Here is a 26,128-nt window from a genome sequence, read left to right as displayed (position 1 = left end):
GTTCGCCTCGCCTTAAAGAAGTGAATAAGTAAACTTATTCACACGTCTGTGCCCCTGTGGGGCTGGCTCGGCTCTCTTTTCCTTAAATTAAAATATTCCTTTTATTACTTTATAAATTCTTAAACTTTCTTTATGCCATTTTAAAAATTCTTTTATTGTCATATTAATCAAATTATCATAACTTAAACCTTTAGACATTATCATAACTTCAAGTATTAAAGTTCTAAATATATTTATAATATCTATATAATCTTCTTCAACATATTCATCATTTTTTTTATTATCCTTTTCCTCAGTATTAGAAATAGAATTATTTATAAGTTCATTTAATTTTGCTTGACAAATTACCCAATCAGTTATTTCCATATTTTGTAATATTATTTCAGGTTCTCCTGTCATAGCAGATAACATAGCGACCTCTCTTGAAACTGTATTTTGAGGATATGGATCACCTGCCATAATATGTCTAACTAATACATTTTTAGGCAATATTAAACTTGTTACAGTTCTTTCACCCTGTGTTATTGGATATTTTAAGTTTATTACTATTTCATTATTCACTTTATACACTCCAAAATATTTATTTTATTTTTTCGCTGAACTTTGAATTATAAGTAACTTCATATTCTCCTTGACCTAATTCTACTTTGTCAGTTACCCAAGCATTAGCCATCATATAAACCATTCCATTTTTAAAATAAATAGTCAATGTATCATTTTTTACCCCTGAAAATACTCCAGGATCTAATACAGCATTTAATTTTAATTTAAGCTCTGCTACTGTATTGGTTTCAACATATCCAGTAGCATTAGGAGTTTCTCCTATTTTTGTTTCTCTTGAATATGACTGAGGACTGAAAGTTGTACCATTAGCCTGTAAAGGCAAATCTCCCAATAATCTTGAAGTAACTTTATATACCTTGAATAATTCCATAAAAACAAGGATGTTTTACATCCGCCTCCTTATTATTTATTTTTTACTTAAATTGATTCAATCCAGCTCCTATATAGAACTGACCTATTAATATTGGCTTATGTACATATTCAAGCCAAGTTTTTGTACCTGATTTTACTTGTGCAGTTATGCTTTCTTTATATGATTGAAAATCTTGTGTCCAAGCACGCTCTTCCATAAATACAGATTGATATAATTCACATAAAAATGATGTCCATACTTCAGCATTCATTACTTTAGCACCTGCTCCGAAATCTTCATTTGTACTTGATAATTTCCAGCCTTTGAATCTTGTTTTAGCTTCATTATTTATATAAGTTCTTATAGCATCTATAGTTTCTACAATTTGAATATCTAAATACGAAGTATCTCTTGCACCTTCTGAGTTAGTTGTATAGCTTGTAACGAGTCTTTCTATTAAAACATTTCCCTGAGCATCTGTATTGTAAGTTGCAACTCCTCCTGTAAGTAAGTTTTGACGTTCTTCGAATAAAAGAGATTTATTTGTAGTTATTCCTGCAACTTCCAACCCTAAGGTATTTGATGAAGGATCATTTATAAGTTCAGTAATAGCAGCAGCAGCTATTTTAGTTAAAAATATTATAGGAAACTCATTTGTATTAATAGATGATGAAGTTTGTACTATGGGAATAAAGCATATATGAGGGCTGTTTACTTTTGAGGCTTTGCCTACTATACTGTCATTTTCGCTTGTATTTCCTATTTCTCCTTTCAAATATGCAAACATTCTTCCGCCTATTTGCCTAGTTGCAGAATATCTGCTTTCTAACTCTTCAGCAAACTTTTTTAATGTATTTTCATCATTAAAAGCATTTATTATATAATTGTATCTAGTTTCTCCAATAGCATCAAAATATACTTTCCAATCTGAAACAGGAGAATCTGCTGCATCTGTTTTACTATCTTCAGCAAAAGTAATTTTTGAATTATCGCTTTCTATATTTAAGATAATTCCATAATCACCTTTATTTAATGCATTAAAAGTTATATTCCAAGTAGCATCTTCATTTGCTGATTCTCCAGAAACAGCATTCATAAAGAAGTTAAACATTGTATTAACAGAAGCTGCTATTTTTCCTGCTATAGTTTCTGCTGTATCTTCTTTTACAACTGAAATATTTATTTCAGTTGTATTTACTGTAATCTTTATATTACCTGTTTGATTAGCTTCTGTTAATGCTATTTTATATGTTTTTGAATATGCAGTTCCATTATCAGTAATAGGCAATGCATATAGTTCATCATTCTTATTTACTGATAAAAATTGTTCGCACATTACAGAAAGTATTGAACCATATCCAAATTTTTCACCAGCTTTAATAGTAGATGTTATTCTTTCTATAACTCCATTTTTTGCAGTACCTGTAGCTAAGAAAGGACCTACTAAAAGTATTCTTTTAATTTCTGTTCTTGTACCTGCTAGTGAATTATCTACTTCTTGATATTGTCCAGGAACAAGTAAAGAATCAGGTATTTGACTAAAATTAATTGTTGACATTTGCATTTACAAGAACTTAATTTGTTATTAGTTCCTGTTTCCTCCTTTTATTATTTTATTTATGAATTATCTTTAATGTTTACTATATCTTCTGCTGTTTTATCTTCTACTTTATGTTCAGCATCATATCCTTCAAAATCATCCAAACCAGAAACATCGTTTATATCACCATCTATATTTATACTTCTTACATTCAAATCCCAAGATATACCCCAAAGACATGCATTTATTTTATCAAGCTCACCAGAATAAAGACAATCAGCTGAAATATTCTTGCTATCGTATCCCCAGCTTCCAGAATCTATATTTTTTATGCATGCTATTAAAGCTCCAGTTATTTCAAGTCCGCTGTCATATATTTTGTCTTTTTGATTAGCTCTTACAACAACATAATTTACAAATCTAATATATTCTTTTTCTACATTAATATTTGCCATAGAAACGAATATACTTGGAGCTTTAATAAAAATCCTTTTAATTTCATCAATATTCAAAGCACCTGCACTAGCTTCTACATTTATTTTTATCTTTCTATCTTCAAAATATTTTTTTATTTGATTTTCAACATTATTTCTAATATCAAGATATGTCATTTTATTGTGCATACTCACTTTTTTAATTATTAGCTTTCTTTATACTATTTTCCAAAAACTCATTTATGATATTTTCAATATCTGCATAATTATCGCTGCTTAAACCTAAAAATTCCCTTTGAGGTATATTTCTTGAATCATCTCCAAAATTGTGAACAGCAGCATAAACTTTTGTAGCTCCTGTTAGCAATTGACTATTATTTACTTGGCTTTCTATAGTATCTCTTAATTGTCTAGTCCTGCTTAATATACTCCCTACTATTCCTTTTTTGTTATAATATTCTCTAGTTTTTTGAGATATGTCTTGCCATTTATTACCGCTTACATCTCTTTGATTTTCAAACCTTTCCTCTATTTGAGTTTTTATTTCAGTACCTATAGCCTCTAAAATATCTCTTTCCTCGCTTGAAGATAATTTTAGACTTTTTAATTTATCTTGTAATTTTTTTATTTCTTCAATATCTGTTATAAAAACTTCCGCAGACATTTTTATATAAATTCACCTTTCTTGAAAAATCTATTATCAAATAAATCTTTATCAGTTTTTTCATCTACTATAAAAGAGCTTTGCAAATTTGGTCCAGAAAGTCCTCTATATTCCTTATCTATTTTTTCAAGCATATTCATTGCATTTTTATATTTTTCTCTTGAATCTTCATCACTTGATACTTTGTCATTTATTCTTAAAAAAGCTATATCACAGCATATAGTTTTTAATACACTTTCAAACTGAATAGGAATATTTTCTGTAATATCATTTATCTCTTTATCTATAATCCAAAATAAATGAGATACTATAATACCTGTAGCATCATTAATAGCCTGCAAAACATGTTCTTTAGGTTCTCCTTCATCTTTTAATTCAGGCAAAACATCTTGTGAATACCTGCTTGCAAATTCTTCATAGGATATTAAACTCTTCATTATTTTTATGTTCGCCCACCCGTCGCTTTGCGTGCCTTCGTCAAAGGTGTGAATAAGTAAACTTATTCACACCTCTGGCTGGCTTGGCTCACTTACTCCTTATTGCTATACAAAAACATATTTATTAATCTAAAGTATCAGTTATTATTAAATGTTTATCTTTCTTTAAAATTTTCAATACTTCTTTTGTTATTTGATACTCTCTAAACACATTAAAAAATTTTATTCCAGCTCTATAATAGCTATTATTTCCTGTATTGCATTTTACAAATACTTTTATTTTTTCTGATTTGTTATCGCTTTCAGTATCAGGCAAATCTGCTTGTTTTGTATTATCTTGCTGTAAATCATTTATTTCATCTTTATTATTCATATTTGTATTTTCTGTACCTTGATCCTCTTTATTTTCAATATCATTTTGTTTAGTTTTTGGCATATACAACTCCTTAACTAATTAAAGCCAATCACAAACTATAATTTCAACTTTTTTATAGTTTATATTTCCAGCACCTGCAGCATTATTTGCTACATTGAAAATACCTTCTGCTTTACTTTGCAAATCTGGAGGTATTACTATATGTGTTGCTCTAATACCCATTTTTCTTCCTCCATCTTTAGTAACTTTTCTCATTTGTGCATAAGCCTTTTCAAAATTTTCAGCTGTCAAATCTTCTTTACTTATTAATGCCTGCTGCCAAAAACCATAGCAAAAAGCACCTCTCCAAGAGCTTCCGAACATATAAGCATCATTAGTAAATACATATTCACTATTTGGATTAGTTATAGCTTCCATTTTTAAAGCCTCTCTTTGCTGGAATATAAAAGGCTTTAATGATTTGCTTAAATCAAGCAAATACCATGCAGCAGAGCTTCCAGCACCATAAATATTAGAAGTCGGAGTATTTGAACCCGTACCATCACTATTTTCATAAACAGGGTGGTCTGAATCAAAAAAGTTCTGACCATCATAACACAAAGCAGATTCTCCATTCTTTAAAAGATCAGCAGCGGATTGATTAAAGAACTCTATAGCGGCTTCTGCCTGTCTTGCTGCCTTTATTCTATATGTACCTATATTATCATTTTCTAAATCCATACGCTTAACACCTAAAGTAGCTTCATAATTTTTGTTGCTTACTGTATATGAGTGTTCTTTCATATCTTTTACTTGTCTTGCTGATGTCCATTCCTTAAACTCTGGAAAATCTCCCAACAAATCATAAGTATTTGATGCTGAGTTTGAAGCTATTTGAGTACATACCTTGTTACAAAAACTATCTGGAGATAATTTTCCATAGGCATTATTAAACTCATGTTTTATTACAGTTTTTAATGATTGTAGTTTTGAATCAACGGTTACTGGCATTTATTACTCCTTAATTATTATACTCAGTTTCTCACTTTATTTTTCATTTTTTTTCATTTCTAACATTTCTTCTTTAGTATATCCCATAGCTCTAGCTACTTCTTCATCTGCTTCATTCAATGAAACATTATCTGTTTTATTTGGGATATTTGTTTCTCCAAAAAGTCCTGCTTTTGGAGTGTTCTCCATAATTTTATTGAACTTTTCTATTCCTCCATCTTCCATACATAAAGATAAATATACATCTTTTGTAGAAGGGGCTATCTTTCCATCATTTATAGCTTTTTCTACAGCGGCTTGAGCATCTTTTTCAAGATTTACTTTTTTTAATTCCGCAAATTCTTTATTTACTTCATTTAATGCTTTTTCTAAATTAGTATTTTTTTCAATTAAAGATTTTTTATTTTCTCTTTCATTATTTAATTCTAATTTTAAACTTTCTATCTCATTTTTTGTTTTGTTTATGGCATTAACAGCTTCAGAATCTGAAGCACTTTCATTTATACCTAATGCATTATTAATTTCTTTACTCATATTATCTCCTTTATTACTATTTTCACCAAGTAATTGACTTTCAGCAAACTCATTTTGTTTATTATTTAAAGCAGTTAATCTCAAATTAGGGTTATTTGTTATTGCTGCCCTTAATATTGATATTATATTTCCGCTTTTATCTACTTCATAAACAGGGCTTATATATTTATATTCTTTACTTTTTATTTTAGCAGATCCTGATTCTGTCCATTCAACCAAAGCCCAAACTGAATTATCTTCTTTAACAAAAAAATCATGCATCCAGCCCATAGCTTCTGTACTTTGTCCCGTACCTGCTGTATAATCTATTCTATGATTTTCATCTATAACTACATATTTTAATTTTGAATTAGTTTTACTGATAATAGCTTGTTTGTCTCTTGCTTTAAAAACTCTTCCATCAAACCCAGTAAAAATTTCTTCGCTTGGTATTAATTCTATTTCTTTGGGAATAGTTTTATTATAATCTAGTTCAAAAGCATTTACAGTTTCTTTCATATCCATAACTAGATTATAGAGTTTTATTAAACTTTTATAGACTAAAGATTTTTAGATTTTCTATTATTGTTATGTTCGCCTCGCCTTAAAGAAGTGAATAAGTAAACTTATTCACTGGCTCGGCTCACTTTTTCAAATAATATCTTTCTATCAATATAAGGATTTTGTCTGATATATTTAAAATAAATTTTTTGAAGGTTTTGATTTGATTTTTATGTTTTTTAATGCTTGATTCTTTAATTTTATAAATGTTGCAAAAGTAATATTATATTTTGAACATATTTCAAATTGAGTTTTATTTTTATCTTTTGATTTATTATATTCATCTAATATTTCTGCTGCTATTTCTTTTCTAAAATATTTTATTTCCAGAGGCACATATTCTGATATGTTATAAAAGTTTTCTAAAAATATACGTGTAATTTTTTCACTTGTTCCATATTCTACTTTTCCATTTTCTTCATCTAATTCATCATAAATCAAATTAAATATTTCATTACTTCTTTTACTTTCTGCAGAACTTGAAAAATATACTTTCTGACCTCCGTATTTTCTGCAAAAACAACGAAGAGTTTTTATCATCAACTCTTCGCTTATACCAGCTTCAAGTAAGCTGTCTTTTATAGAATTAATAAAATCGTTATTCATTTATAATTTATTTTTTAATTTCCTGTATCGCTGTTATTAATATATTAGCTTCTTTATGTCCGCATTCAGATAGAGAGTTTTTACCTGTTATTCTTTTTATAAAAACTTTCAATGTATTTTCGCTTGGATTATTTGATTTTTTCCACCATAATCCTTTTATAAATTTAACTTGTTTTTCTGTTAAATATTTTGTATCTTGATAGGTTACGTAAAAATGTTTATCATTTTCATTTTTTTGATTTTTACTAGACGCACCTTGCGTGCCGCCTCGCGAAGCGTGCCTTTGGCAGGCGAAAGCTCCAGCAACATTCATTGAATTTAATACTTCTTTTAATTCTTCAACAGTCATATCTGTTGTGCTTTCTTTACCTGCTGTGGCTTTTAAAAATACTTTATAATCATCTTCATTTAGTCCTAAATATTTTTACCTATATGTATTTTAGCTATCATTTTCTTTCGTTTGTTTTCACTCTTTTTTTCTTTAAACATTTAAAAATCCTCCTATTTTCTTAGTTTGGTATCATCTATTAAAAGCCATTTATTGCCGTATGGCTGTACAGCCTAAAAGTCTTTTTATTGTTTTTGGTATAAATAATAGCGTATATAAAAAATCCTTTTTTATAAGTCATTTTTAGTTAGATATTTTGTTATAGACTGATTCAAATATGCCTCCATAAAATGCCCTTATAATACCCTTTATTGAACTTCTCTTGATTTCGGCAGGCTTTTTTTAATTACTAATACAAAAACCTATTGAAAATATAAAAAGCCCCTTAAAATGGCTCTACGCTTTAATTAGCCTTTTTTATCTTTATCATTTTTTAATGGATATTTTGACATCCATTGTGCCATAGAGTATGTTGCAAAAGATGAAATATTACCGAATTTTTTTCTTTTACGTATTCCTCTAATTCTGAATAATTATCTACCTCTACTTTTACAATTCTATTATCTTTTTCTCTTATATGTTTTTTATAATCCTTTTTAAAATATTATTTACAATTTTTCTCATAAATTGGCTTTTAGTAATAGATTTTTCTTTGCAGTATTTATCTAACTCTGCATAAATTTCTTTATCTATACCTATAGCTAAAGTTTTATATTTATTTTTATCCATCTTTTCCTCCTTAAACTATATTAAAATAACTTATAAACTCATTATTAAATGTTCATCAATTTTATTTATTTTTAAATCATAAGCCTTATTTATTGCTCTTCTCATTAAATTATTTATACTTAAAGGATAGGCTTTACTTATTGTTGTACCTTTTAATAATTTACTTGAAAGTTTTGAAGATATTGCCTCTATACCTTTGTCTGTAATAATATCATCAATATTCACTCCAGCTTTGGCAAACTTTAATTGTAAATATGTTTTTATATCTTTAGGATCAGATAAAGGTTCTATTTTTAATAATTCCATTCTTCTTATAATTTCTCTAGCTTCATAATTTTTACTTTCATCTAATTTGCCTGCTAGTTCTGTCTGTCCTATTAAAAGTATTGAAAGTAATTTTTTCAATCCGTCCTCAAGCTCCCAAAATCTTTTTAGATATTTGAGTGTTGCTATACTTAAATCATGTGCTTCTTCTATTATGAGTACATGAGCAAATCCCATTCTTGATGAATTAGTTAATATTCTTTCAACCTGCCTTGCTTTAGCTTCTAAACTCTTTTTTGGAGATTCTGAAGAAACATCTAATATTATAGAATCGCATATAGCTCCTACGGAAAGTCTGGTTTTATCTATAATCTTACATTGTATTATTTTTACTCTTTGATTTTCTTTTTCCATAGTGTCAATAGCATATCTTCTTAAAGTAGTTTTACCGCTTCCGCTTTCTCCAATTAAAGCTACCATTCCTCCTTGCTTTGCTGTCTGACATATAAACTCTGTCATAAAACGCATATCACCGTTTAAATATACATCTTCCATTTTTTCTATATCACCAAAGAAAGGATCATGCTTAAATCCAAACTTTCTAAATGCTTTTATATTTATTGCCATAAAAACACGGATGTTTTTATGCCGACGCTACATGGATGTATAAGCGGCGGCATTCATCCACCTCCTTTTTAATTTTTTAATATTTTATAAACAAAAATAAAGCTGCAGCAATTATTACTGAATATATAATTACTATTAACATCAGCCAACTCCTTGATTATCCTCTTTAGCTTCTTTATTTTTTATTATTGCCGCCTTGCCGAGTAGGCACCTATTCGGTGCGTGCCGTAGGCAATACTCGCTATCGACATATAAAGAAGATGTCAAACAAGTTTGGCTCGTTAAATTATATTTTCATTCTCCTTATCTTCTTTATTTTTCCAAAATCTGATTATCTCGTCAACATACCCATATTCAACGCCGTTAGGATAATCTTTCTTTAATTCCTCAGCTAAATCATCTGGAACATATCCTAATCCCGATTTTACTTTTTCCATCACTTCAACATACGATAATAAAATCTCTCTAGAGTCATTATCATTTTTATCTAAATTAATTTTTTCTCCTTCTTTTTGATAAATAAACTTAATATCTGGCTGTATTAGAGAATGAGATTTTAATATTTCCTGTCTTTTTATTTCTTCAGAAATATTTTCTATTTCTTTAATATCATTCTCATTTTCAGTTAATTTTGTCTGTTTATATTCTTTACCAATTACTGCTGCATTTATGTCGAAACCAGCCTCATCAATTTCTATAGGTTCTATCTCATAGCTTAATTCTTCAGATTCTCCATATTCATTTTTTCTATTAAACCAAATTATTGCTTTATATTTATCTCCAAATAATACGGCTTGAGCATTTATCTCATCTCCTTTTTCAACTCCTAAATTGATTAAACTATAATATAGAGTTCTTTTTGCTTTAGCATGATACATACTGATAGTCAAATCACTTTTTACTTTTCTTTTTAACACTCCTGCAGAAAATATTTGTTTGCATACTTCTATATCTGGAAGTTCTCTTAATTGTTCTAATGTAATTTTTTGCCATAACAAATATCTGCTGTTTATAATTTGTCCCATTCTTTTTATTTTCATTTTTGTATTATATTCAACACAAAATCGCTCTGCAGCTTCATTTAATTCTTCTATACTTGATATAGCTTCAAGTCTGAAAAGACATTCAAAATGAGTTTCTATCAAATTGTTTGCATTCTCTACCTGTCCTTTAGCCCTTGAATTGCCTGTAGAATGAGCTATTGTTTTTACTTTCAAACTTCTTAAAGCATTGGCTACAGATTTTGAAGTATTAGCAGAACCTTTATCCCATACAAGTATTTCAGGTACTCCATGAAATGCATAATCTTCTCTTTCTTTTTTACTCCAAGCATAAAGCAAAAAATCATAAAGATATTCTGCTGTTTCTCCATAAGCAGCATAATATCTTAAACATATACTGCCTGAATAATGATCCGTTAAAACGTATCTTAAACATTTTTTTCTCCTTATCTTTTTTCCTTTTTTATCTTTAGCATCATTGAAGAAATCTTTATTTTTGTAATATTCACTATCTTCAATAATTTTCATTTTACTTTTACCGTCTTCTGATTCTGGAGCAAAATATATTAAAGCTACACTTGGATCTACTTGATGTACCTGATTAGGATATTCACTTCTAAGCCTTATATTATGACTATCTTTTTTTAATCTGTCTGCATCTATTTTTGAATCTTTCAATATCTCTCTCATTCTGCTTGTTTTTATATTAATATCATAACCATTTCTTTTTAGCATATCCAAAGCAACATTTACAGGCATAGTTTTTTTACCATTTTCTCTTATTCCAGTCTTTACTAAAGAAGCTACAATTTTTATGGTATTATCATCTATATTTTTTTTGCCTATATCTTTTCTTTTAGCTCTTTTAGAATCATATCCATTCTTTTTCAACTCTTTATAGCAAAAACTTACAGAACGCCCAATAATTCGTGAATATTCTTCAACTATCTTTTTACGTTCTTTTGCAGTTTTAGCTTCCTGCATTTTTAATACCCATTCATTCATGATTATTGCTATATTCAAACTCGGCTATTAATAAGCTAATAACAGACTTTGTCAGTTATTAGCTGCCTCGTTTTCATTTCTCCTTTATTGTTATGCTCCAGCTTTCTATCTTATTACTACTTACTACGTTTCAAAATAAAATATTTAATTTTTAATCTATATAATATCTTTTTTCATCTTTCATATTATCACCGTAATTTTTTATAATACCGAGTTCAAGCTGTTCTTCTCTTGAATATACATGAGGGTTATCATATATATCATAAAAATTTTGTCTTTCTTTTTCTAAATTAGCAAAAGCATTTGAAAATCTTTCCTGAAACTCTTCAATAATTACAAGATTTATTCCTTCTATAGATTGTACTGCATTCATCATTTGTTTTAATGAGAAAAAATCCATCTCAATACTTGCTATCTTTTTTAGGAAATCTTTAGATATTTCTTCGCATTTTTCCTGAGCTAACCTTTCAGCACTTATCGGATCTAAACCTCTAATTTGTCTTTCAAGCTCATTATTTTTTTCTTCTTTCTGTTTTATTACATTTTCAAGAGCTTCTCTATCCTGTTTATTTTTTTCTTTAGCTTCTCTCAAATTTTTCTTTAATTCCCGTACAGACATTTTATCTATTTCATCAAAAGTCATTCCGAATATTTGATTAGTATCTTCAAGCTCTTTTACTTCTTCATCTTCTAATACTGTTAAAGCTATCATTTTTGTAGTACCCAAATTCGCAATCGATTGCGAATTTGAAAATCTTCTAGCAGCAACCATAGCATAACTTGCCGTTCTGCTTGCAATATTTAATTCTTCCAAAGCAAGCATAAACATACCATGTTCCTCATGTGCTTTTATTCTTAAAAGTCTTTTACCCATTTCTATGAATGCATTTCCTGCCTGTTCCTGATAAAACTTTATTTCTTCAACAACTCTTGAATAATCATAAGTATCTGTAAAATATGTTTTTTCTACTTCTTCAATAGTGATTTCTTTTGATATTCTTTCTTTATTCTCAATTTCTATGGCTGTATCAATTATATTTGTATCATTTGATTGTTCTTCTGTTATTTTTTTACGTGACATTTATAGCTCCTTTTAACTGCTATGTTCGTGTTCGGATTTAATCACATAGCAATTTCCTTTGTCAATTGCTATGTCCTCACACTCACTTTATAATTTTATTTTTAAATTTTTCAAAAGTATTTTTTGTTATTTCTCTTAACTCATTTAAATCAGCTATGACTTTATTATCTTCCATCTCATACTGAATAAACGGATTATCTTTATCCAATTTTTCTCGCCACAGGCGGCACGCAAGGTGGGCAGACGCCACAGTCGTCGGGTCAAAACCTTCATACTCTTCATTTTCTAAGTCTAAACTGCTTTCTTCAAAAGGATCGTTTGAAAAAAGTTTATCAACAAAATTATCAATCGCCACAGGCGGACAGTCGTCATCTTTATTTTGACAGTTGTCTCCCCACACCGCAGGCGTACAGGCGTAAAAGTCTCTATCCTCATTATCAAGATTATAATTGTCAAAAACTTTTTCATATTTATCGCTGCAAGCCTCGTATTGATCCCCGATAGTTTCACAACTATCGGCACTCGGCTTTTTGCTTTTTTTAAAGTTATTATCCATTTCTCTGGTAAATTCTCCGTCAAGCAGATAATCGCTTGTATAGCTGCCGTTTTTATCTTTATACAACATAATACTTTGTTTTATTTTTTAGCTTTTTTATGCTAATTGAAATATTCTTTTTTCTCTTCCTGAAGTTTAGCAATCGCAGTATCATAACCACGCTTCATCTCTTCTGAAATAGAAGCAAACTTCCTTGAAAGTCTTATTCCATTTTCATTCTTGCTTATAAAATCAAACTTCTCAAAAACTTTTATATCTCTTGATATATTAGCTTCTTTAGTTTTCAAAATATTAGCAAGCTCTTTTGTTTTTAATGCTCTAGGAAATGATTTTGCAAGTAATTCTATTATTGCACAAATACGTTCCTGTGAATTATATTCTGTCATTTCTGTTATTTCCTTCTTTACTTTTTAAATTTCTTTAATCATATTTTCCAACAGCTGAATATCAGCCTCTATTTCATGTACGCTTTCCCATAGTATGCTTACCCTAGCATTTGCAGTAGTTCTTTTTGCTCTTGAACCTGCTTCATCTAATATTTCTCTTTGCTTATTTCTTGCATTTATAGCTTTAGCTTTTTCTTTTTCCAAAGTTTTTTCTTTTTTGTTTTAAGTTCTTTTAAAGCTATACTTAATAAAAGTTTTTCTCTTTTTTCTCTTTCCATAATTATCTCCTTTTATAAACTTTGAGGACTTAAAGAGATATGTTCATATTTTCCGTCTTTATCTCTTCTTTCATAAAAACGTATATATCTTTTGCTATCCTCTACTGTAATTGATTCTGTTATTGCTTTCATAGCTTCATTCCAAGTAAAGTCATTTATTTCGAGTCTTCTCAAACCTAATATTTTTTCTGTGCTTATTTTTCCCTGCTTATCTACTTTGAAAGCATCGTTTACTAATGCTAATAAATTTTTATCTGCTCCCTTTGCCCATTTCCTTATGCATTCATCAATCAAATCTTTTGCTATCTGAAGTTTCTCATTAAAGCTGATATAGTCCTGATTAGCTATAACTACTTTATATTTTCCGTCATAACTCAAAAGTGTAATATTTCCTTTTTCTCCTCCGTATTTTACATTATGCTCTGAAGCTGATATTTCTAAAAATGCTTTTATATCCTCCCAGCATATATTTCTATGATCCTCTATTATTTTTTGTACTTTCTTAGTTTTAGACATAAGATTTTTTACTAAATCATCTCTAAGCTTATCTACAGGCTTTACATTCTCTATAGGAATAAAAGCTCCCTGTGCATTTTTCATAAATTTGCTTTCATCAAAATTATTATCCATTATTTACCTCCGTTAATTAATTTATTTATAAAAAATATTGTTTGGTTATGATAATTTTTATTTTTCCAACTGTAATGCTTTAATACAAGTTTGATATTAATAAAATCTTCTCTATGTACTTTTTTACAAGCCTTTATTACTGAAATCAAAGCCGCTGATAAACCTGTAACATACAAATCCAGTTTTATATATTTTTCTTCTTTGCAATCATTTGCTATTGTTTTAATTTTTCTGTATGCTTCAGCTTCTATATTTCTTATTTTAGTAGGGTCTTTTATCCTATTAAATATAAAATCATTAACAGGCATATTATGTCTGTTTGCTATAAGTCCGTATTCAAGTTTTTTCATACCTTATCACCTCCTTCGCCATAGGCGGCACGCAATGTGGGCAGACGCCACAGTCGTCTATTTTTTATTTAATTCATCATTTACAGCCTTTACAGCTTCATATTCTAAAATCCTAAAATCTGTATAACCTAATGCAGCTGCTATTGCTTTTTTAGCTTTTTGCGAACTCTTGCGTCCGTTTAGTACATGTGTTATAATTGCAGTAGATAAGTTGGCTGATTTAGCTATATCATTATGGGTTATACCTTTTAGTTTTAATTTGTAAGAAATGTATTTTCCAACTTGTTTACTTATATAATTACTCATATAGCCTCTTATCTTTACCCGTTTTATACTTAAATTACTAAAAACACTGTACTTTATTAGTAATATTTCGATAAATAACGGGTATTAATTAATACTTATACTATTATTATACTAAATATATTAGTATAAGTCAATATGTTTATAATATTTTTACTAAAAAAAGTTATAAAATATACTTTTACGAAGGTTTTTACTAATATTATGCTGAAAATAGGTGATAGAATAAGAGAATTTAGAAAAAAGTTGAACATATCTCAAGAAGAAATTTCCAAAATTTTGGGAACTAATCAAAAATCTTACTCTAGGTATGAGAATAATTTGACATATCCTCCTACAGAAATACTAGAAAAATTAGCAGAGGTATACAATTTTAATTTACATTGGCTTATAACAGGTCAGGGAGAGATGTTTATAAAAAATAATATAGATAGTTCCGAAAATAAAAAATATACTGTAAATGAATTTAAATCAGAATATGATATTGATAAGGAATTAGAAAATATAAATGGCGAGTGGATAGCAAAAAGCAGTAAATACATACTTGAGGATAGCAGTTCTATGCTTGAAACAGGACAAAAGAATCTTAATTTAATTAAAGTCATAAATGGAGATATGAATTCAGCGGATGCCATTCAAATACCAAATGAATTAAAAAAATATGAAGGTAAATTAATAGCTATTATTCAAAAAGGCGATGATATGGAGCCGATTATCAGAGATTCATCTATTGTATTATGCGATACTTTAGGTTTTCAAGGTGCTGGCTTGTATGTGTTAAAACTAAATAACATTTATATGATAAAGCGAATATCGTTAAAACTTGATAATTATTTATTATCGCCAGATAATAAATTATATGAAAGTTTTGAAGTACCTCTTAATAGTGATAAATTAAAAATAGGCGGCAAAGTAAGATTTGTTGCCAATGTTTTTATTAAAAATATTTTTTAGGAGTTTTATTATGAAAAATAATAAATCATTTATAATCATTATAATATTTGCAGCTTTAGGTGCTTATTTAGGAACTTCTTTTTATAAATCAAATAATAATAATCCTAAAGATAAAGTTAATTCTAAAAATGAAATAATAGGTATTTGGAAAAACAAAAATACAGGTTTTGTATACAATTATCAAAATGAAACTCTAATAATATCAGATAATAATGATGATATATTTTTAATTTTAAAGTATATGATTACTAATAGTTCATTAATAGGTATAGATAGTAATAATGATTTTTATAGTAATGCTATGTTAATTTCTAAAAATAAAAATAAATTAGCTTTAATAAATGATGAAGGAAAAGTTATATATGATAAAGTTAATTCGGAAGAATTAAAATATAATATTGTAAAAAATGAAAAAGAAGTTGTTGGATTATGGGTTAATGAACTAGAAAGTATATCTTATGGATATTCGTTTTTTGATGATGGTTCAGTTGTAATGCTTATAGGTTCTAAACCTGTAAACACTGTCTTTAAATATTATATAAGTAATGATATATTTTATACTGTTAAAGATAATAAAGCACATACAGAAGGCTTTCCGCTAATACTATTAAAGAATCAGTTATATATGTTTGGAGATGCTAAAAAACCTTTAATAAAAATGATGGATAATTAATTTATTGGAGGTTTGCAAACTTTACAAGCAGTGTATCCTCTTTCTTTTGCTTCCTGAATACTTATAGGGTATTTATTGCCTCTTAATGTTCTGCAGTTTTCTCTATGATATTTTTTTCCTTTATCTGATATATAAACTGTATTAGCTTGAGCAAATATGCTTGAAGTTATAATAAGCGATATTAAAAGTATTTTTATAAGTTTCATATTTTAGTCCTATACGCTATAATAATATAAAAATTATAATAAAATTAGTGTATATGTCAATATTTATAGTTATGAATTTCTATAAATAAGGAGAAAGCGACAAGTCGAGTGCCGATAGTTGTAAAACTATCGGAGATTCATGCGAGACTTGGAGGGTTAGCAATAAAGGAGAAGTGAGCCGAAGCAGCAAATAAATTTATTTATTTGCAGATTATATGCGTAGGCGAACATAGCAATAAAGGAGAAAGAGAGCCGAGCCAGCCCCACAGGGGCACAGACGTGTGAATAAGTTTACTTATTCACTTCTTTGCCGAAGGCACGCAAAGCGAAGGCGAGGCGAACATAGCAATAAATGATAAATACAAGCAATAGACCATCACACAACAGCGAATAAGATATTATTTGTTGATTTTTTAGAACTTTTTTATATAATATTAATTAGGTAGGATATATGTTTAGAGAATAAACGGTATAATGAGTAATTGTTATACGTCTGGCGGCTTATAATCCTACCTTATTTTTATCCATTTTTTCGTATCAGCATCATATTTGCTTTTCTTTTGAGTTTCATTAATAAATTGAATATTTCTTACTGCTGGAATAGTTATTCCTGAATTACGTCCTGAAAAATTTATCTCTGTTGCTATGCTTATTTGCAAATATTTATCATCTTCTATTTTGTATAAATATATGATATATTTGTTATCTGTTTGAAAATATACTTGACCTTCCAAAATACATTTTATTATATACTCTGCATCTTTGGCTTCTAAGGCTTCATTTTTTTTAGCATGTCTTTTTGCTTTAATACTGTCACGCTGTGGGCTTCGCCTTAATAGTCTGGCTTCAAGTCCTATAGTTATACTTTCTCCAATATCTATATTTTGATTTTTCAAATAATTTTTTACTGCCGAATCTATAAAACCTATTGCTGTTATGCTTTTAGGATTTGACGACTGTGGCGTCTGCCCACCTTGCGTGCCGCCTGTGGCGACAGAGGCATTTTGAGGATTATCAGAATCATATTCAAATGCTCCTTTTATCCAATTTTCAAACTGTTCTTTTTTTATTTCGCTTCTTAAAATAGTTTCTGCTATATTTTGATATTGTGATGGAAATTTATCCTGAACCTTTTTCATAAAGTCATTAAATAAAACTAAATCTCTATTATAATTTCCCTGATTAAAATTAAATGCTGGGTCTACTCCTTTAGGTACTTTTGATATAGTTCCATTTCTTTTATTTATATATGTTGTATATTCTATTTTTGGTCTTTGTGTTTTTACTTTAATTTTTTTTGTTTGTCCGTCTCCGTCTGCAGTAGGTATTCCTTCTTTCTCATATTTTTCTTTTCTTGCTTTACTAATGGCAACTGTATAGCATTTACAGCCCCATCCGTTAGGGGGATTATGTGAAAGCCAAAAAGGATCATTTTTATCCAAAATAAGTCCGTCCCATTCAAGATGCTCTTTTCTATGATTTTTGGAAGGTCCTATTCTATACATCAAATATGGGTGAAGTGTGCTATTGTAGGCTCTGTCAAATCTTCCTTTCATATATGCACTTCTTAAATTAGTTTCATAAATAGTTTTTAATCTGCTTGGAGTATCTATATAAACTTCTTTTATTTCTTTTGTAATAGGGTCTTCTATTAATTGTTTACCTATCCAGCCTTTTTGATAGAGTATAGGAAGAAGATTTTTTTTAAATTGCTCTAGTGTTTCTCCGTTTTCAATTGCTTTTTCTATAGACTCTTTCATATCTTGTAAAATATCTAACTGCATTACTTTAGCAGCTGTAAATGCTGTTAAATGTTCTTCATTCCATACATCTTGATAATCAAAACCTATTTTTAATTTTTTTGTTTTATATAGTCTAATGCTTTTTGAGGTATCATTATAAATTAGTATCCTTCACGCTGTGGGCTTCGCCATCAAAATCATTATCACCTTTAGCTCTTGCCATAAAAAAAGCTGCTGCCATTAATTCTGCCTGTTTTTTAGGATTCCAATTTAAAGTTAATTCTTCTAATTCTTTTTTTAATTCTTCAAAATCTTTACATTTATTCAAAGTTTTTTCTAAAACATTTATAATATCATCTTCTATTGCTATATAGTCATCTTTATATTCATCTTCCGAAATATCATTATTTAATACAGCAGAGTTTAATTCATAATTATTTTTTTCAAAATCTTCTTTTCCATTATCTTTAATTGTTTCATCTATACCTCCTATAATTTCATCTTGTTCTTCTGGTTCTGAAAGTCCTAACATTTCTCTTATTTCTTTTGCTTTTACTTTCAAGCCTTTAGATGATAAATTATTTACAGCATTAATAATAAGTTCTATATTTTTTACATCTGGTTTGAATAATTCTAATTTAGGATAATTTTCTAACTCTCCGAAATTAAATCTGCAGTATGGTATTATTAACTGCTGATTTAATGTTTCTTCTATTTGTTTTATATCTGCTTTTAATATATCTTCTCTTACTTGATTATGCACATTAGCTTGAGAATAGCTTGCACCGTCTTCTGTAGTCATTGTCTGACCTAAAACTAATTTGCTTATTTCTTTATTAATAAACTCTGCTAATTTTTGATATGTATCTGATGTAGACTGAGTAGTTTTGCTTTCTATAATTTCAAGTATTGCTGATTCTGGTATTACAGCTCCAAAATCAGAACCTATGCTTGATACAGCTCTTTTTAATGTAAGAATATCTTCTTCAGTTGCTTTATGTCCGTATTTTCCTATTCGTATAGGATAACCAAATCTGTCTATAAAGGCAGCCCAAGAAGTAATATCATAATATTTAAGCATAAAAAGAAATAGAGCAGGCATAGCTAAACCTGATAATACTTGAAGTCCGCTGAAATTTTTAGGTTCATGTATAATAAACTTATTTTCTATTAAATCATATAATTGAGTGCTGTTATAAGGATCTATCAATTTTAATTTGCTGCTGTTAATATAATCGTATTTAAAAAATCTGGCATCTCTATATTTATATTGATATGGTTTCCAAATACTATTTTCACTTTGCCATATAATTTCATTTACTGAAAAACCTTTAGATACAGCATCAAGCATATTAAATATAAGAGAATAAATACCTGCAGTTTTATTATATAAAATATCTCTTTCAGCTGATTTTGCTATTTCTATATCTTTTTTATCTTCGCTTCCAGCATTGATTTTTATATCTAAAGAAAGTATTGATAGTTTTCTTGTATTTAATACACTTCTATAGTGACTGTCTTTCAATTCCATATCACTTGCTAATTCCAAATATTCTTTATTACTGTATCCGCTTTTTACATCATTAAAAATATTTGCTAAAACTGAAGGACTTAAACTTTGTATTAAAGAAAAATCGCTCCATTCTGAACGGTTTGAATAAGGAACAGAGTATGCTATTTCTGACAAGCAAGGCGGATTGTATTTTATTTTTTCTTTATTAAAAAAAATCTTTTTTATTGTTTCTTTAATATTCATTATTATTATATTCGCCCACCCTCAAGGGTGCCTACATTGGTCGCCTAAATAATAGCACGGTAATTCGTTTCACTCTTTACCGTGAAGGCTCGGCTCACCTCCTTTTATGTTCTCCAACAATTTTGAGTTTTTACAGGTTCATAAGTTATCTTTTGATATATATTTAGCTCTAATTCATTAATAGCATATATTGCCATAACTTTAGCTATTAAGCTGTCGCCATGTCTTTTATTTCCTCTTATGCCTGTCCTTTCTCTTATAAGAGGTATTCCTTGCCAAACTTCAGCCTGCAAAAAATCATCTATAATAAAATTATCTTTTGGGATATTTGTAGTTTTATCTTCAACTGCACTTTTTAGCTTAGGCATATTTTCTGCATACCATTTTCTAGTTATCATTACTTCTAAAATTAAACCTCTATATGCTAATGAAAGATTCTCCGCTATCATTTGTCCATTGCCTCTAGCATCGAAAGCAGCTCCTAAAAACTTTCTTCCAAGCTCATTTATGCATAGTAAAATAAATTGTTCCTGATTACTGAATGGAATATTTCTTAATTCTATAACACATAGAGTTTTTGTTTTATTTTTACTAAGTTTTATTTTTTCAAACCATAAAACTGTTAAATCTCCGCTCCTTGCAAAATCTTCTCCTAAAACTACTTCATCTTTTATATTTGTAAATAAATGCTTAACAATATTGAAATATTCCAACATTTTTGCATATCTTTCATTTTCTGTTTTGAAAGTAAAATCATCTTTTTCATAGAATCTATACACTTCTATTTTTTCATCAGCTACAGTTTCTAATAATGCTCTATTAAAATATTTATCTCCATTTTTTGAAGGTATGCAGTAAAGTTCTTCTTCATAAGCCTCTCCATAATCTTTAATTATATATTTTAGCCATTCTTGTTCTTTACTTTTACTGTATTCTTCTTTAGATATTTCACATATTTTTTATAAAGACCGTCTCTTAATGCCTCATCAATATCAGTTGTTTGTAAATAATAATCTTTCCTTCCAGATTCAATATCTTTTACAAGCAAATTAAATTGATTATCTTCTCCGTTATGAGTAGAAAGTATTGAAACGCTTCCTCCCCACATAAGCATAGCTAATGCTGCTTTTAATAATTCTTTTAAATCATCGCAGAATGCTGCTTCATCAATAACTATATGACCTTGTTTACTTCTTATAGAACGAGGTACGGAAGGAAGCCCCCATATCTCAAAACCTGATTCAAATCTTATTTTATAAATTGTTATATCTTTGTTTTCATCTTTTATAACTGTTTCTCCAAAATCTTCACATGCTATATTAAGCAATTTAGCCCAAAAAGCAGCATCTTTAATAAATTGCTGTGTCATATCTTTGGCATAAGATATATAATAACAGCTCATACCATTTTCTTTTTTTGATAATGATGCTTTTAATACACAATTTAAAGCTTCAACATAAGAAGCTCCTATTCTTCTTGATTTCTCCCAAACTTTTACTTTATCCTGATTAATAATCCATTTTTCCTGATAGGGTAAAAGTATCTTTTTATTTTTTACTTTGTTATTCATTTTTAATTATTAATATTAAATACATCTCTAAATATTGTATTGACTGTTTCCTGAGATATTCCTGCAGAATTAGCATTATTAATGGCTTTAATTTGTGCCTCTTGAAGGGCTTTATTTTTTATTTCTTCTGTATGCTGATTATTTTTTGATATAGCATTTTCAAGATTGATTATTCCTTTTGTTGCCTTTTCTATAGAGTTAGACATTTTCTCTATTTCTTTTATATCCATATTTGCTACCTCGCTGTTTTGTATCTCCTGCAATGAACCTACAAAATCATAGATAAGCATTCTTATTTCTTCCATAGTCTGCTTGCCTAAAATATTGCCTAATTCATCGCCTGTTTTATCTTTCCAAGCTGAAGCTATTGCCTCTATTTCTTTTTTCTTATCCAATAAATTATCAAATCTTTTTTTATATCTTGATATACCAGATTTTGATACTGCTTTTTTTCCCAATTTCTCATTGATAATATTAGCAATATCAATATATCTTACCGTACTGTCTTGCAAAAGTTCTATAATTTCTTCTTTTGTTTTTTTATCAAGTTTATCTATGTTGCTTTTAGGTGCCATTATTACTGCCTCTTATTTTATAGTAATTACTTCCTATCTGTATATTATACCAAATCTGCCATTCTGATATTTTTATAATACTTTTTGATATTCTTTAATAAGTTCTTTACTTGTATTTATATTATTATTAGGTTTATAAAAACTAGGCGGCTGTGATAATGGTATGGTTATATATTTAGCAGTACAGCTTACTAAAAATATAACCATTAGTATTAAATATTTAATTCTTTTCATCTGTAATTTTTACTTCTATTTTAGGATTATTTATATTATCTAAATTATTAACTATATCTTTTTTTATTTCTTCTTGTAAATTACTTAAATTATAAATTAATTCTTCTCTATTATTGCCTTTATCTAATAAATATTGCTTATTAATACAGCTGTCAATTTTATCTTCTAAATTATCTATAGTTTCTTTAATCTTATCTTTATATATTATCATTATAATTATAAAGATAGTGAGCAATACTGCATAAGAAATATATTTTAGAATATTAAAGCCTCCAAAGAAAATATCACTTACTATGCTTACTGCAAGCATAACTAAATACATAATAATAGCAGCTCTGTATTTTTTGATTTTTTCCCATATTTCTGATATTATTTTTTTAATCATTGTTTACTCCTTTTGAATATTTCTATAATAATTATTAATAATTGCATTTAATGCATTTATTTCATCGCTTTTAAGATAACTTTCTTTTATATTTTCTATAGCTTCATTACTATTTCTGAAACTTTCAAGCATTATTTTTCTTTCATTGTAAAAAATAATTTCTTTTTCTAGTATAATATTTGAAATCTTCAATTTTGTTGTATATATTTCTTTTTCTAAAGATTTGATTTTCTTATTTTTGATTTTTATTGTACAATTCAAAAAACTTATATATCCAAGTAAAATACCTGCAATCAAAAAATATATAAAATATTTTGATTTCAAAAAACTTAATAGTTTTGTCTTAAAAAAATTAATTATTATGCTGATTATTACTGTCATTTTCTTTATAATTTTCTTTGTAATTATATTTTGCCTTAAAGAAATTATTTATAATAATGCTTAAATCAGTGGTGCCAGTTACCAAGCTAGCACCCCACATTATTATAACTATTGCAATAGATTCATTATAATTAGGAAATCTTTTTTGAGTTATCATTATGAAACTTGTCATAATAATTCCAAAAGCAAAAGCTCCTATGCTTGTAAACCAGCTTGTTTTTTTGCCCAAGCCTTTAGCATCTAAGAAACCAAATAACTTTTTCATACTATTTTCCTATAAAATGATTAGTAAAAAAATATATTGTACCTAATATAGTGCCAAATGCTGTAGTAACTCCTGCCAAAAGCAATATAAAATTTGCGGCTTTTTTTATTTTTGTACTTGTAATACTATCATCTATATTTTTTTTAATCTCTTTCATTTCATTAATAATTTTTTGCTGTTCTTCATTATTTACTTTAGCTAAACTTTCTAATTTTTCTAATCTATAATCTATTTTTACCATATCCTCTGAAAGATTATCTAAATATTTTTCATGAGAATCTAATTGTTCTTTAATTTCTTTCATAGTATTAATTAAACCATTGCCGTTTGAACTGCCGTCTTCATTTATTCCTATTCTATGACATATACTAGCTGTTCTTTTATCTAAATCACTTATAGTTGTTCTTGGCATTTTCACTCCTGATAAACATTTATCTTAATATTTTTAATATTTTATCAAATCTTTTTTCCCTGTCCTCTAGTCCGTTATAGCCTCCATTTATCATTTTTGTTACTGTTTTTACATCGCCTTTTCTTGCAAATGGCTGTAAACCTCTTTCTATCCAATAGCAGCATGCTATATTTGATGCTATTAATTCTGATGATGCTAAATCTGGATTATCAACCAAATTAATCCCTAATTTTTCTCCGTATTTTTTATAATTATTTTTTCCTGTAAGCTGTATAATGCCTCTGCCTCTATATTTGTATCCTTCATTTTTACTGTTTCCTAGTCTGCCTCCGTATATTCTATTTGCTATAGCTTCTTTACCCTTACTTACAACTTCTTTGGCTTCATCAATATCCTTAAAATATTTTGGAAATATTTTTAATAATGTATTTGCTGAATAATTTAGATTTTCTTCTAATTTTGTGAAATTAATGCTTTCATGTCCGCATTGTGCCAAAAACATAGCTAATTCATTTATATTTTCTTCTTTGTTATCAGATTTGCATATATTATATTCATCAAAACTTTTACTTAATACTTCATACCATTTTTGATTTATTCCTGATTTTTTAAGAATATCTTTTGTAAGCATTATATACCTGCCTTCATTTAATTATATTCAGATTATAGATTTTTAATGAACTTTTATAGACTAAAGATTTTTAGATTTTTCATATATATTGACAAAAAATATTAAAGATTTATCATTTATTATAATAGTTTATAGGGAGTTATTATGGATGTCAATGATATAGCTGGCATTGGTAAAGCTGTAGAAAAATTTATTGATTTATTAAGAGGTCTTGGTTGGAAAATATATGAACCGCTTCATATAAAAAGAATTGCTGATGTTGAATCTTATAAAAGAAAATTAGAAACAGATGATAAAATATATGAAATAGAAAAAATATCAGAATTTATAACTAAAAATTCAAATCTTAATATAAATCATAATAATAATGGAACAGAAATAAGTAATGCTAATATATTATTAGAAAACACAAAAGCAAGATTAGTAAATCAGGAATTATCAAGAACTTCTAATATTCAAAATGTTATTTCTAAAACTTATGATATATTAAAAGATGAAGAGGATGTTTCTGATAAACCTGTGGATAAGGATTGGTTTACTAGATATTTTAATATTGTTCAAGATATAAGCAATGAAGATATTCAGAATTTATGGGCTAAATTATTAGCAGGAGAGATAAAACAGCCTGGCAGTTTTTCATATAGAACTTTAGAAACATTAAAAAATATGACTACTGATGAAGCAGAATTATTTACTAAAGTTGCTAAATTTTTTATTTTTGATGGACAAAAAAATTGTTATATATTTAATGATCATGATTTATTAAAAAGATATGGTGTTATACATTATTATATTGTTACCTTAATAGATATAGGATTAATAAATAGTTCTTTAAATACAGGTATAATAGTAAATAATAATCTAACTATGCTTAATAATAATTTGATATTTTCAATATATAATAATATGGGTATGGTACAAATACCTATACTTACTGTTAGTAAAACTGGCAATGAAATATTAAAATTAATTGATAATAAATGTAATAGCGATCAATTTTTTATAGATAGTATTAAGATAATAAAAAATATGTTTGGTCAAAATGTTCGTTATACACTACATAAAATTGATTATATAGATGACAAAGGTATAATTCATACTATAGATGATAATGAAGATTTAATGAAGAATATACAATAGTTATTTATAAATTTCCTAAAGCTAGTTTTACTAATAATTGTTTAGCTGTTTCTATGGCTACATTGATTGAAAAATCTTTTATTTTAGAAAATACTTTATCTTCTCTTAAACCGCTTAGAAAATCATATCCTTTTGCTGTAATTCTATAAGCTCCATTAATTAATGGAAAGTTAGTAGATAACAAATAAGTAAATCCATATTTATTTTCCTTATTATTGAAATCATTATCTATACATTCATTATCAAATAAAATTTTAATATGTCCTACTAAATTATCATATAATAAAATTTCTTCTTCATTATTATCATCTTCTGGTACTTTGATGTTTAATTTATCTAATAGTTCTTTTCCAAGTATTTCATGATTTTTATGTTCTTCCATCACTTCAAGTATATTTCTAATTAATTCGTAGTTTATTTTCATTATGTAATTTCCTAGTGTTTTGTGACTAAATTATATATTAAAATGAGTTTTTTTCATCGTTTTATATATAAAAATTATTAAATTAATTGCATAATGTGTTGGTTCTTTTTCTTTTTACATTTCACTAAATACCGCTTTATCCCGT

At 27.7% G+C, this 26,128-nt stretch carries 36 protein-coding genes and 1 pseudogene; 3 read left to right on the top strand and 34 right to left on the bottom strand.

What is annotated here, in order from left to right; genetic code table 11:
• Window positions 1–87 precede the first annotated feature (87 nt).
• The 21 genes and pseudogenes from BINT_RS00465 to BINT_RS00370 form a co-directional block, all read right to left on the bottom strand.
• On the bottom strand, window positions 88–561 hold the full coding sequence (locus BINT_RS00465; protein ID WP_014486584.1) for a phage tail assembly protein: 474 nt from the start codon (window positions 559–561) through the stop codon (window positions 88–90).
• 19 nt (window positions 562–580) lie between these two features.
• Window positions 581–934 carry a phage tail tube protein gene (locus BINT_RS00460; protein WP_014486583.1) on the bottom strand — a complete coding sequence of 118 codons (354 nt, stop codon included), beginning with the start codon at window positions 932–934 and terminating at the stop codon, window positions 581–583.
• Window positions 935–977: 43 nt separating this feature from the next.
• Complete coding sequence (locus BINT_RS00455) at window positions 978–2,474, bottom strand: hypothetical protein (RefSeq protein WP_014486582.1); 1,497 nt, start codon at window positions 2,472–2,474, stop codon at window positions 978–980.
• 59 nt (window positions 2,475–2,533) lie between these two features.
• Complete coding sequence (locus BINT_RS00450; protein WP_232473715.1) at window positions 2,534–3,079, bottom strand: hypothetical protein; 546 nt, start codon at window positions 3,077–3,079, stop codon at window positions 2,534–2,536.
• A gap of 10 nt (window positions 3,080–3,089) precedes the next feature.
• Window positions 3,090–3,554, bottom strand: a complete 465-nt coding sequence (locus BINT_RS00445) for a phage virion morphogenesis protein (RefSeq protein ID WP_014486580.1) — start codon at window positions 3,552–3,554, stop codon at window positions 3,090–3,092.
• A 2-nt stretch (window positions 3,555–3,556) separates the two neighbouring features.
• Entirely contained in the window at window positions 3,557–3,991 is a 435-nt protein-coding gene (locus tag BINT_RS00440; RefSeq protein WP_014486579.1) for a phage protein Gp36 family protein, read from the bottom strand.
• A 124-nt stretch (window positions 3,992–4,115) separates the two neighbouring features.
• Window positions 4,116–4,427: a hypothetical protein gene (locus BINT_RS00435; protein WP_014486578.1), complete on the bottom strand. Its 312-nt coding sequence runs from the start codon at window positions 4,425–4,427 to the stop codon at window positions 4,116–4,118.
• Between the two features lie 18 nt (window positions 4,428–4,445).
• A complete protein-coding gene (locus tag BINT_RS00430; protein WP_014486577.1) occupies window positions 4,446–5,357 on the bottom strand; it encodes a Mu-like prophage major head subunit gpT family protein in 912 nt (303 codons plus the stop codon).
• Window positions 5,358–5,393: 36 nt separating this feature from the next.
• Window positions 5,394–6,389 carry a phage protease gene (locus tag BINT_RS00425; protein WP_148258765.1) on the bottom strand — a complete coding sequence of 332 codons (996 nt, stop codon included), beginning with the start codon at window positions 6,387–6,389 and terminating at the stop codon, window positions 5,394–5,396.
• Between the two features lie 177 nt (window positions 6,390–6,566).
• Window positions 6,567–7,037, bottom strand: a complete 471-nt coding sequence (locus tag BINT_RS00420; protein ID WP_014486575.1) for a hypothetical protein — start codon at window positions 7,035–7,037, stop codon at window positions 6,567–6,569.
• Between the two features lie 7 nt (window positions 7,038–7,044).
• Window positions 7,045–7,437: pseudogene (locus BINT_RS00415) on the bottom strand (phage protein GemA/Gp16 family protein); the annotation flags it as partial.
• Between the two features lie 561 nt (window positions 7,438–7,998).
• A complete protein-coding gene (locus BINT_RS14760; protein ID WP_014486573.1) occupies window positions 7,999–8,154 on the bottom strand; it encodes a hypothetical protein in 156 nt (51 codons plus the stop codon).
• A gap of 30 nt (window positions 8,155–8,184) precedes the next feature.
• Window positions 8,185–9,045, bottom strand: coding sequence for an ExeA family protein (locus BINT_RS00410; protein WP_014486572.1), 861 nt, complete (start codon window positions 9,043–9,045; stop codon window positions 8,185–8,187).
• 281 nt (window positions 9,046–9,326) lie between these two features.
• On the bottom strand, window positions 9,327–11,051 hold the full coding sequence (locus tag BINT_RS00405; RefSeq protein WP_014486571.1) for a DDE-type integrase/transposase/recombinase: 1,725 nt from the start codon (window positions 11,049–11,051) through the stop codon (window positions 9,327–9,329).
• A 151-nt stretch (window positions 11,052–11,202) separates the two neighbouring features.
• Complete coding sequence (locus BINT_RS00400; protein ID WP_014486570.1) at window positions 11,203–12,132, bottom strand: phage-like protein; 930 nt, start codon at window positions 12,130–12,132, stop codon at window positions 11,203–11,205.
• Window positions 12,133–12,214: 82 nt separating this feature from the next.
• On the bottom strand, window positions 12,215–12,757 hold the full coding sequence (locus BINT_RS00395; RefSeq protein ID WP_014486569.1) for a hypothetical protein: 543 nt from the start codon (window positions 12,755–12,757) through the stop codon (window positions 12,215–12,217).
• A 32-nt stretch (window positions 12,758–12,789) separates the two neighbouring features.
• Window positions 12,790–13,074 (bottom strand): helix-turn-helix domain-containing protein, encoded by a 285-nt coding sequence (locus BINT_RS00390; RefSeq protein ID WP_014486568.1) that lies wholly within the window; start codon window positions 13,072–13,074, stop codon window positions 12,790–12,792.
• Between the two features lie 24 nt (window positions 13,075–13,098).
• A complete protein-coding gene (locus tag BINT_RS00385; RefSeq protein WP_014486567.1) occupies window positions 13,099–13,278 on the bottom strand; it encodes a hypothetical protein in 180 nt (59 codons plus the stop codon).
• An 86-nt stretch (window positions 13,279–13,364) separates the two neighbouring features.
• Complete coding sequence (locus tag BINT_RS00380; RefSeq protein WP_014486566.1) at window positions 13,365–13,982, bottom strand: DUF3164 family protein; 618 nt, start codon at window positions 13,980–13,982, stop codon at window positions 13,365–13,367.
• Window positions 13,982–14,332: a hypothetical protein gene (locus BINT_RS00375; protein ID WP_014486565.1), complete on the bottom strand. Its 351-nt coding sequence runs from the start codon at window positions 14,330–14,332 to the stop codon at window positions 13,982–13,984. The genes BINT_RS00380 and BINT_RS00375 overlap by 1 nt, the downstream gene beginning before the upstream one ends.
• A 57-nt stretch (window positions 14,333–14,389) precedes the next feature.
• Window positions 14,390–14,638 (bottom strand): hypothetical protein, encoded by a 249-nt coding sequence (locus BINT_RS00370; RefSeq protein ID WP_014486564.1) that lies wholly within the window; start codon window positions 14,636–14,638, stop codon window positions 14,390–14,392.
• Window positions 14,639–14,839: 201 nt separating this feature from the next.
• Between BINT_RS00370 and BINT_RS00365 the strand changes: the two genes are divergently transcribed.
• Both BINT_RS00365 and BINT_RS00360 read left to right on the top strand, forming a co-directional pair.
• Complete coding sequence (locus BINT_RS00365) at window positions 14,840–15,589, top strand: XRE family transcriptional regulator (protein ID WP_041177540.1); 750 nt, start codon at window positions 14,840–14,842, stop codon at window positions 15,587–15,589.
• 10 nt (window positions 15,590–15,599) lie between these two features.
• Window positions 15,600–16,262 carry a hypothetical protein gene (locus BINT_RS00360; protein ID WP_014486562.1) on the top strand — a complete coding sequence of 221 codons (663 nt, stop codon included), beginning with the start codon at window positions 15,600–15,602 and terminating at the stop codon, window positions 16,260–16,262.
• On the opposite strand, the gene BINT_RS00355 is transcribed toward BINT_RS00360, so the two are convergent.
• The 12 genes from BINT_RS00355 to BINT_RS00305 form a co-directional block, all read right to left on the bottom strand.
• A complete protein-coding gene (locus BINT_RS00355; protein ID WP_014486561.1) occupies window positions 16,259–16,468 on the bottom strand; it encodes a hypothetical protein in 210 nt (69 codons plus the stop codon). The genes BINT_RS00360 and BINT_RS00355 overlap by 4 nt on opposite strands.
• Window positions 16,469–16,977: 509 nt before the next feature.
• Complete coding sequence (locus BINT_RS14380; protein WP_148258764.1) at window positions 16,978–18,252, bottom strand: phage head morphogenesis protein; 1,275 nt, start codon at window positions 18,250–18,252, stop codon at window positions 16,978–16,980.
• A 112-nt stretch (window positions 18,253–18,364) separates the two neighbouring features.
• Window positions 18,365–19,966 (bottom strand): phage portal protein family protein, encoded by a 1,602-nt coding sequence (locus tag BINT_RS00345; RefSeq protein WP_014486559.1) that lies wholly within the window; start codon window positions 19,964–19,966, stop codon window positions 18,365–18,367.
• Window positions 19,967–20,070: 104 nt separating this feature from the next.
• On the bottom strand, window positions 20,071–20,745 hold the full coding sequence (locus BINT_RS14915; RefSeq protein WP_014486558.1) for a hypothetical protein: 675 nt from the start codon (window positions 20,743–20,745) through the stop codon (window positions 20,071–20,073).
• Between the two features lie 122 nt (window positions 20,746–20,867).
• The gene (locus BINT_RS14910) at window positions 20,868–21,536 is read right to left on the bottom strand and encodes a terminase large subunit domain-containing protein (RefSeq protein ID WP_014486557.1); all 669 of its coding nucleotides are present in this window, start codon (window positions 21,534–21,536) and stop codon (window positions 20,868–20,870) included.
• A gap of 2 nt (window positions 21,537–21,538) precedes the next feature.
• Window positions 21,539–22,111 (bottom strand): phage protein Gp27 family protein, encoded by a 573-nt coding sequence (locus tag BINT_RS00335; protein ID WP_014486556.1) that lies wholly within the window; start codon window positions 22,109–22,111, stop codon window positions 21,539–21,541.
• A gap of 72 nt (window positions 22,112–22,183) precedes the next feature.
• Complete coding sequence (locus BINT_RS00330) at window positions 22,184–22,345, bottom strand: hypothetical protein (RefSeq protein ID WP_321162739.1); 162 nt, start codon at window positions 22,343–22,345, stop codon at window positions 22,184–22,186.
• Window positions 22,332–22,730, bottom strand: a complete 399-nt coding sequence (locus tag BINT_RS00325) for a hypothetical protein (RefSeq protein ID WP_014486554.1) — start codon at window positions 22,728–22,730, stop codon at window positions 22,332–22,334. The genes BINT_RS00330 and BINT_RS00325 overlap by 14 nt, the downstream gene beginning before the upstream one ends.
• Before the next feature lie 3 nt (window positions 22,731–22,733).
• Window positions 22,734–22,991, bottom strand: coding sequence for a hypothetical protein (locus BINT_RS00320; RefSeq protein ID WP_234944339.1), 258 nt, complete (start codon window positions 22,989–22,991; stop codon window positions 22,734–22,736).
• 91 nt (window positions 22,992–23,082) lie between these two features.
• Window positions 23,083–23,376: a hypothetical protein gene (locus BINT_RS00315; protein WP_014486552.1), complete on the bottom strand. Its 294-nt coding sequence runs from the start codon at window positions 23,374–23,376 to the stop codon at window positions 23,083–23,085.
• Between the two features lies 1 nt (window position 23,377).
• Window positions 23,378–23,788 carry a hypothetical protein gene (locus BINT_RS00310; protein ID WP_041177121.1) on the bottom strand — a complete coding sequence of 137 codons (411 nt, stop codon included), beginning with the start codon at window positions 23,786–23,788 and terminating at the stop codon, window positions 23,378–23,380.
• A 19-nt stretch (window positions 23,789–23,807) separates the two neighbouring features.
• Window positions 23,808–24,419, bottom strand: a complete 612-nt coding sequence (locus BINT_RS00305) for a glycoside hydrolase family 19 protein (RefSeq protein WP_014486550.1) — start codon at window positions 24,417–24,419, stop codon at window positions 23,808–23,810.
• 144 nt (window positions 24,420–24,563) lie between these two features.
• Here BINT_RS00305 and BINT_RS00300 point away from each other — a divergent pair, with 144 nt between their 5' ends.
• On the top strand, window positions 24,564–25,559 hold the full coding sequence (locus BINT_RS00300) for a DUF2806 domain-containing protein (protein ID WP_014486549.1): 996 nt from the start codon (window positions 24,564–24,566) through the stop codon (window positions 25,557–25,559).
• Between the two features lie 4 nt (window positions 25,560–25,563).
• Here the strand turns inward: BINT_RS00300 and BINT_RS00295 are convergent, their stop codons facing one another.
• Window positions 25,564–25,983 carry a DUF2513 domain-containing protein gene (locus tag BINT_RS00295; protein ID WP_020003302.1) on the bottom strand — a complete coding sequence of 140 codons (420 nt, stop codon included), beginning with the start codon at window positions 25,981–25,983 and terminating at the stop codon, window positions 25,564–25,566.
• Window positions 25,984–26,128: the final 145 nt, after the last annotated feature.

Origin of the sequence: Brachyspira intermedia PWS/A, assembly GCF_000223215.1 — a bacterium.
Classification (GTDB): Bacteria; Spirochaetota; Brachyspiria; order Brachyspirales; family Brachyspiraceae; genus Brachyspira; species Brachyspira intermedia.
Note: the sequence above shows the minus strand (reverse complement) of the source record. Positions and strands in the feature narration are given on the sequence as shown.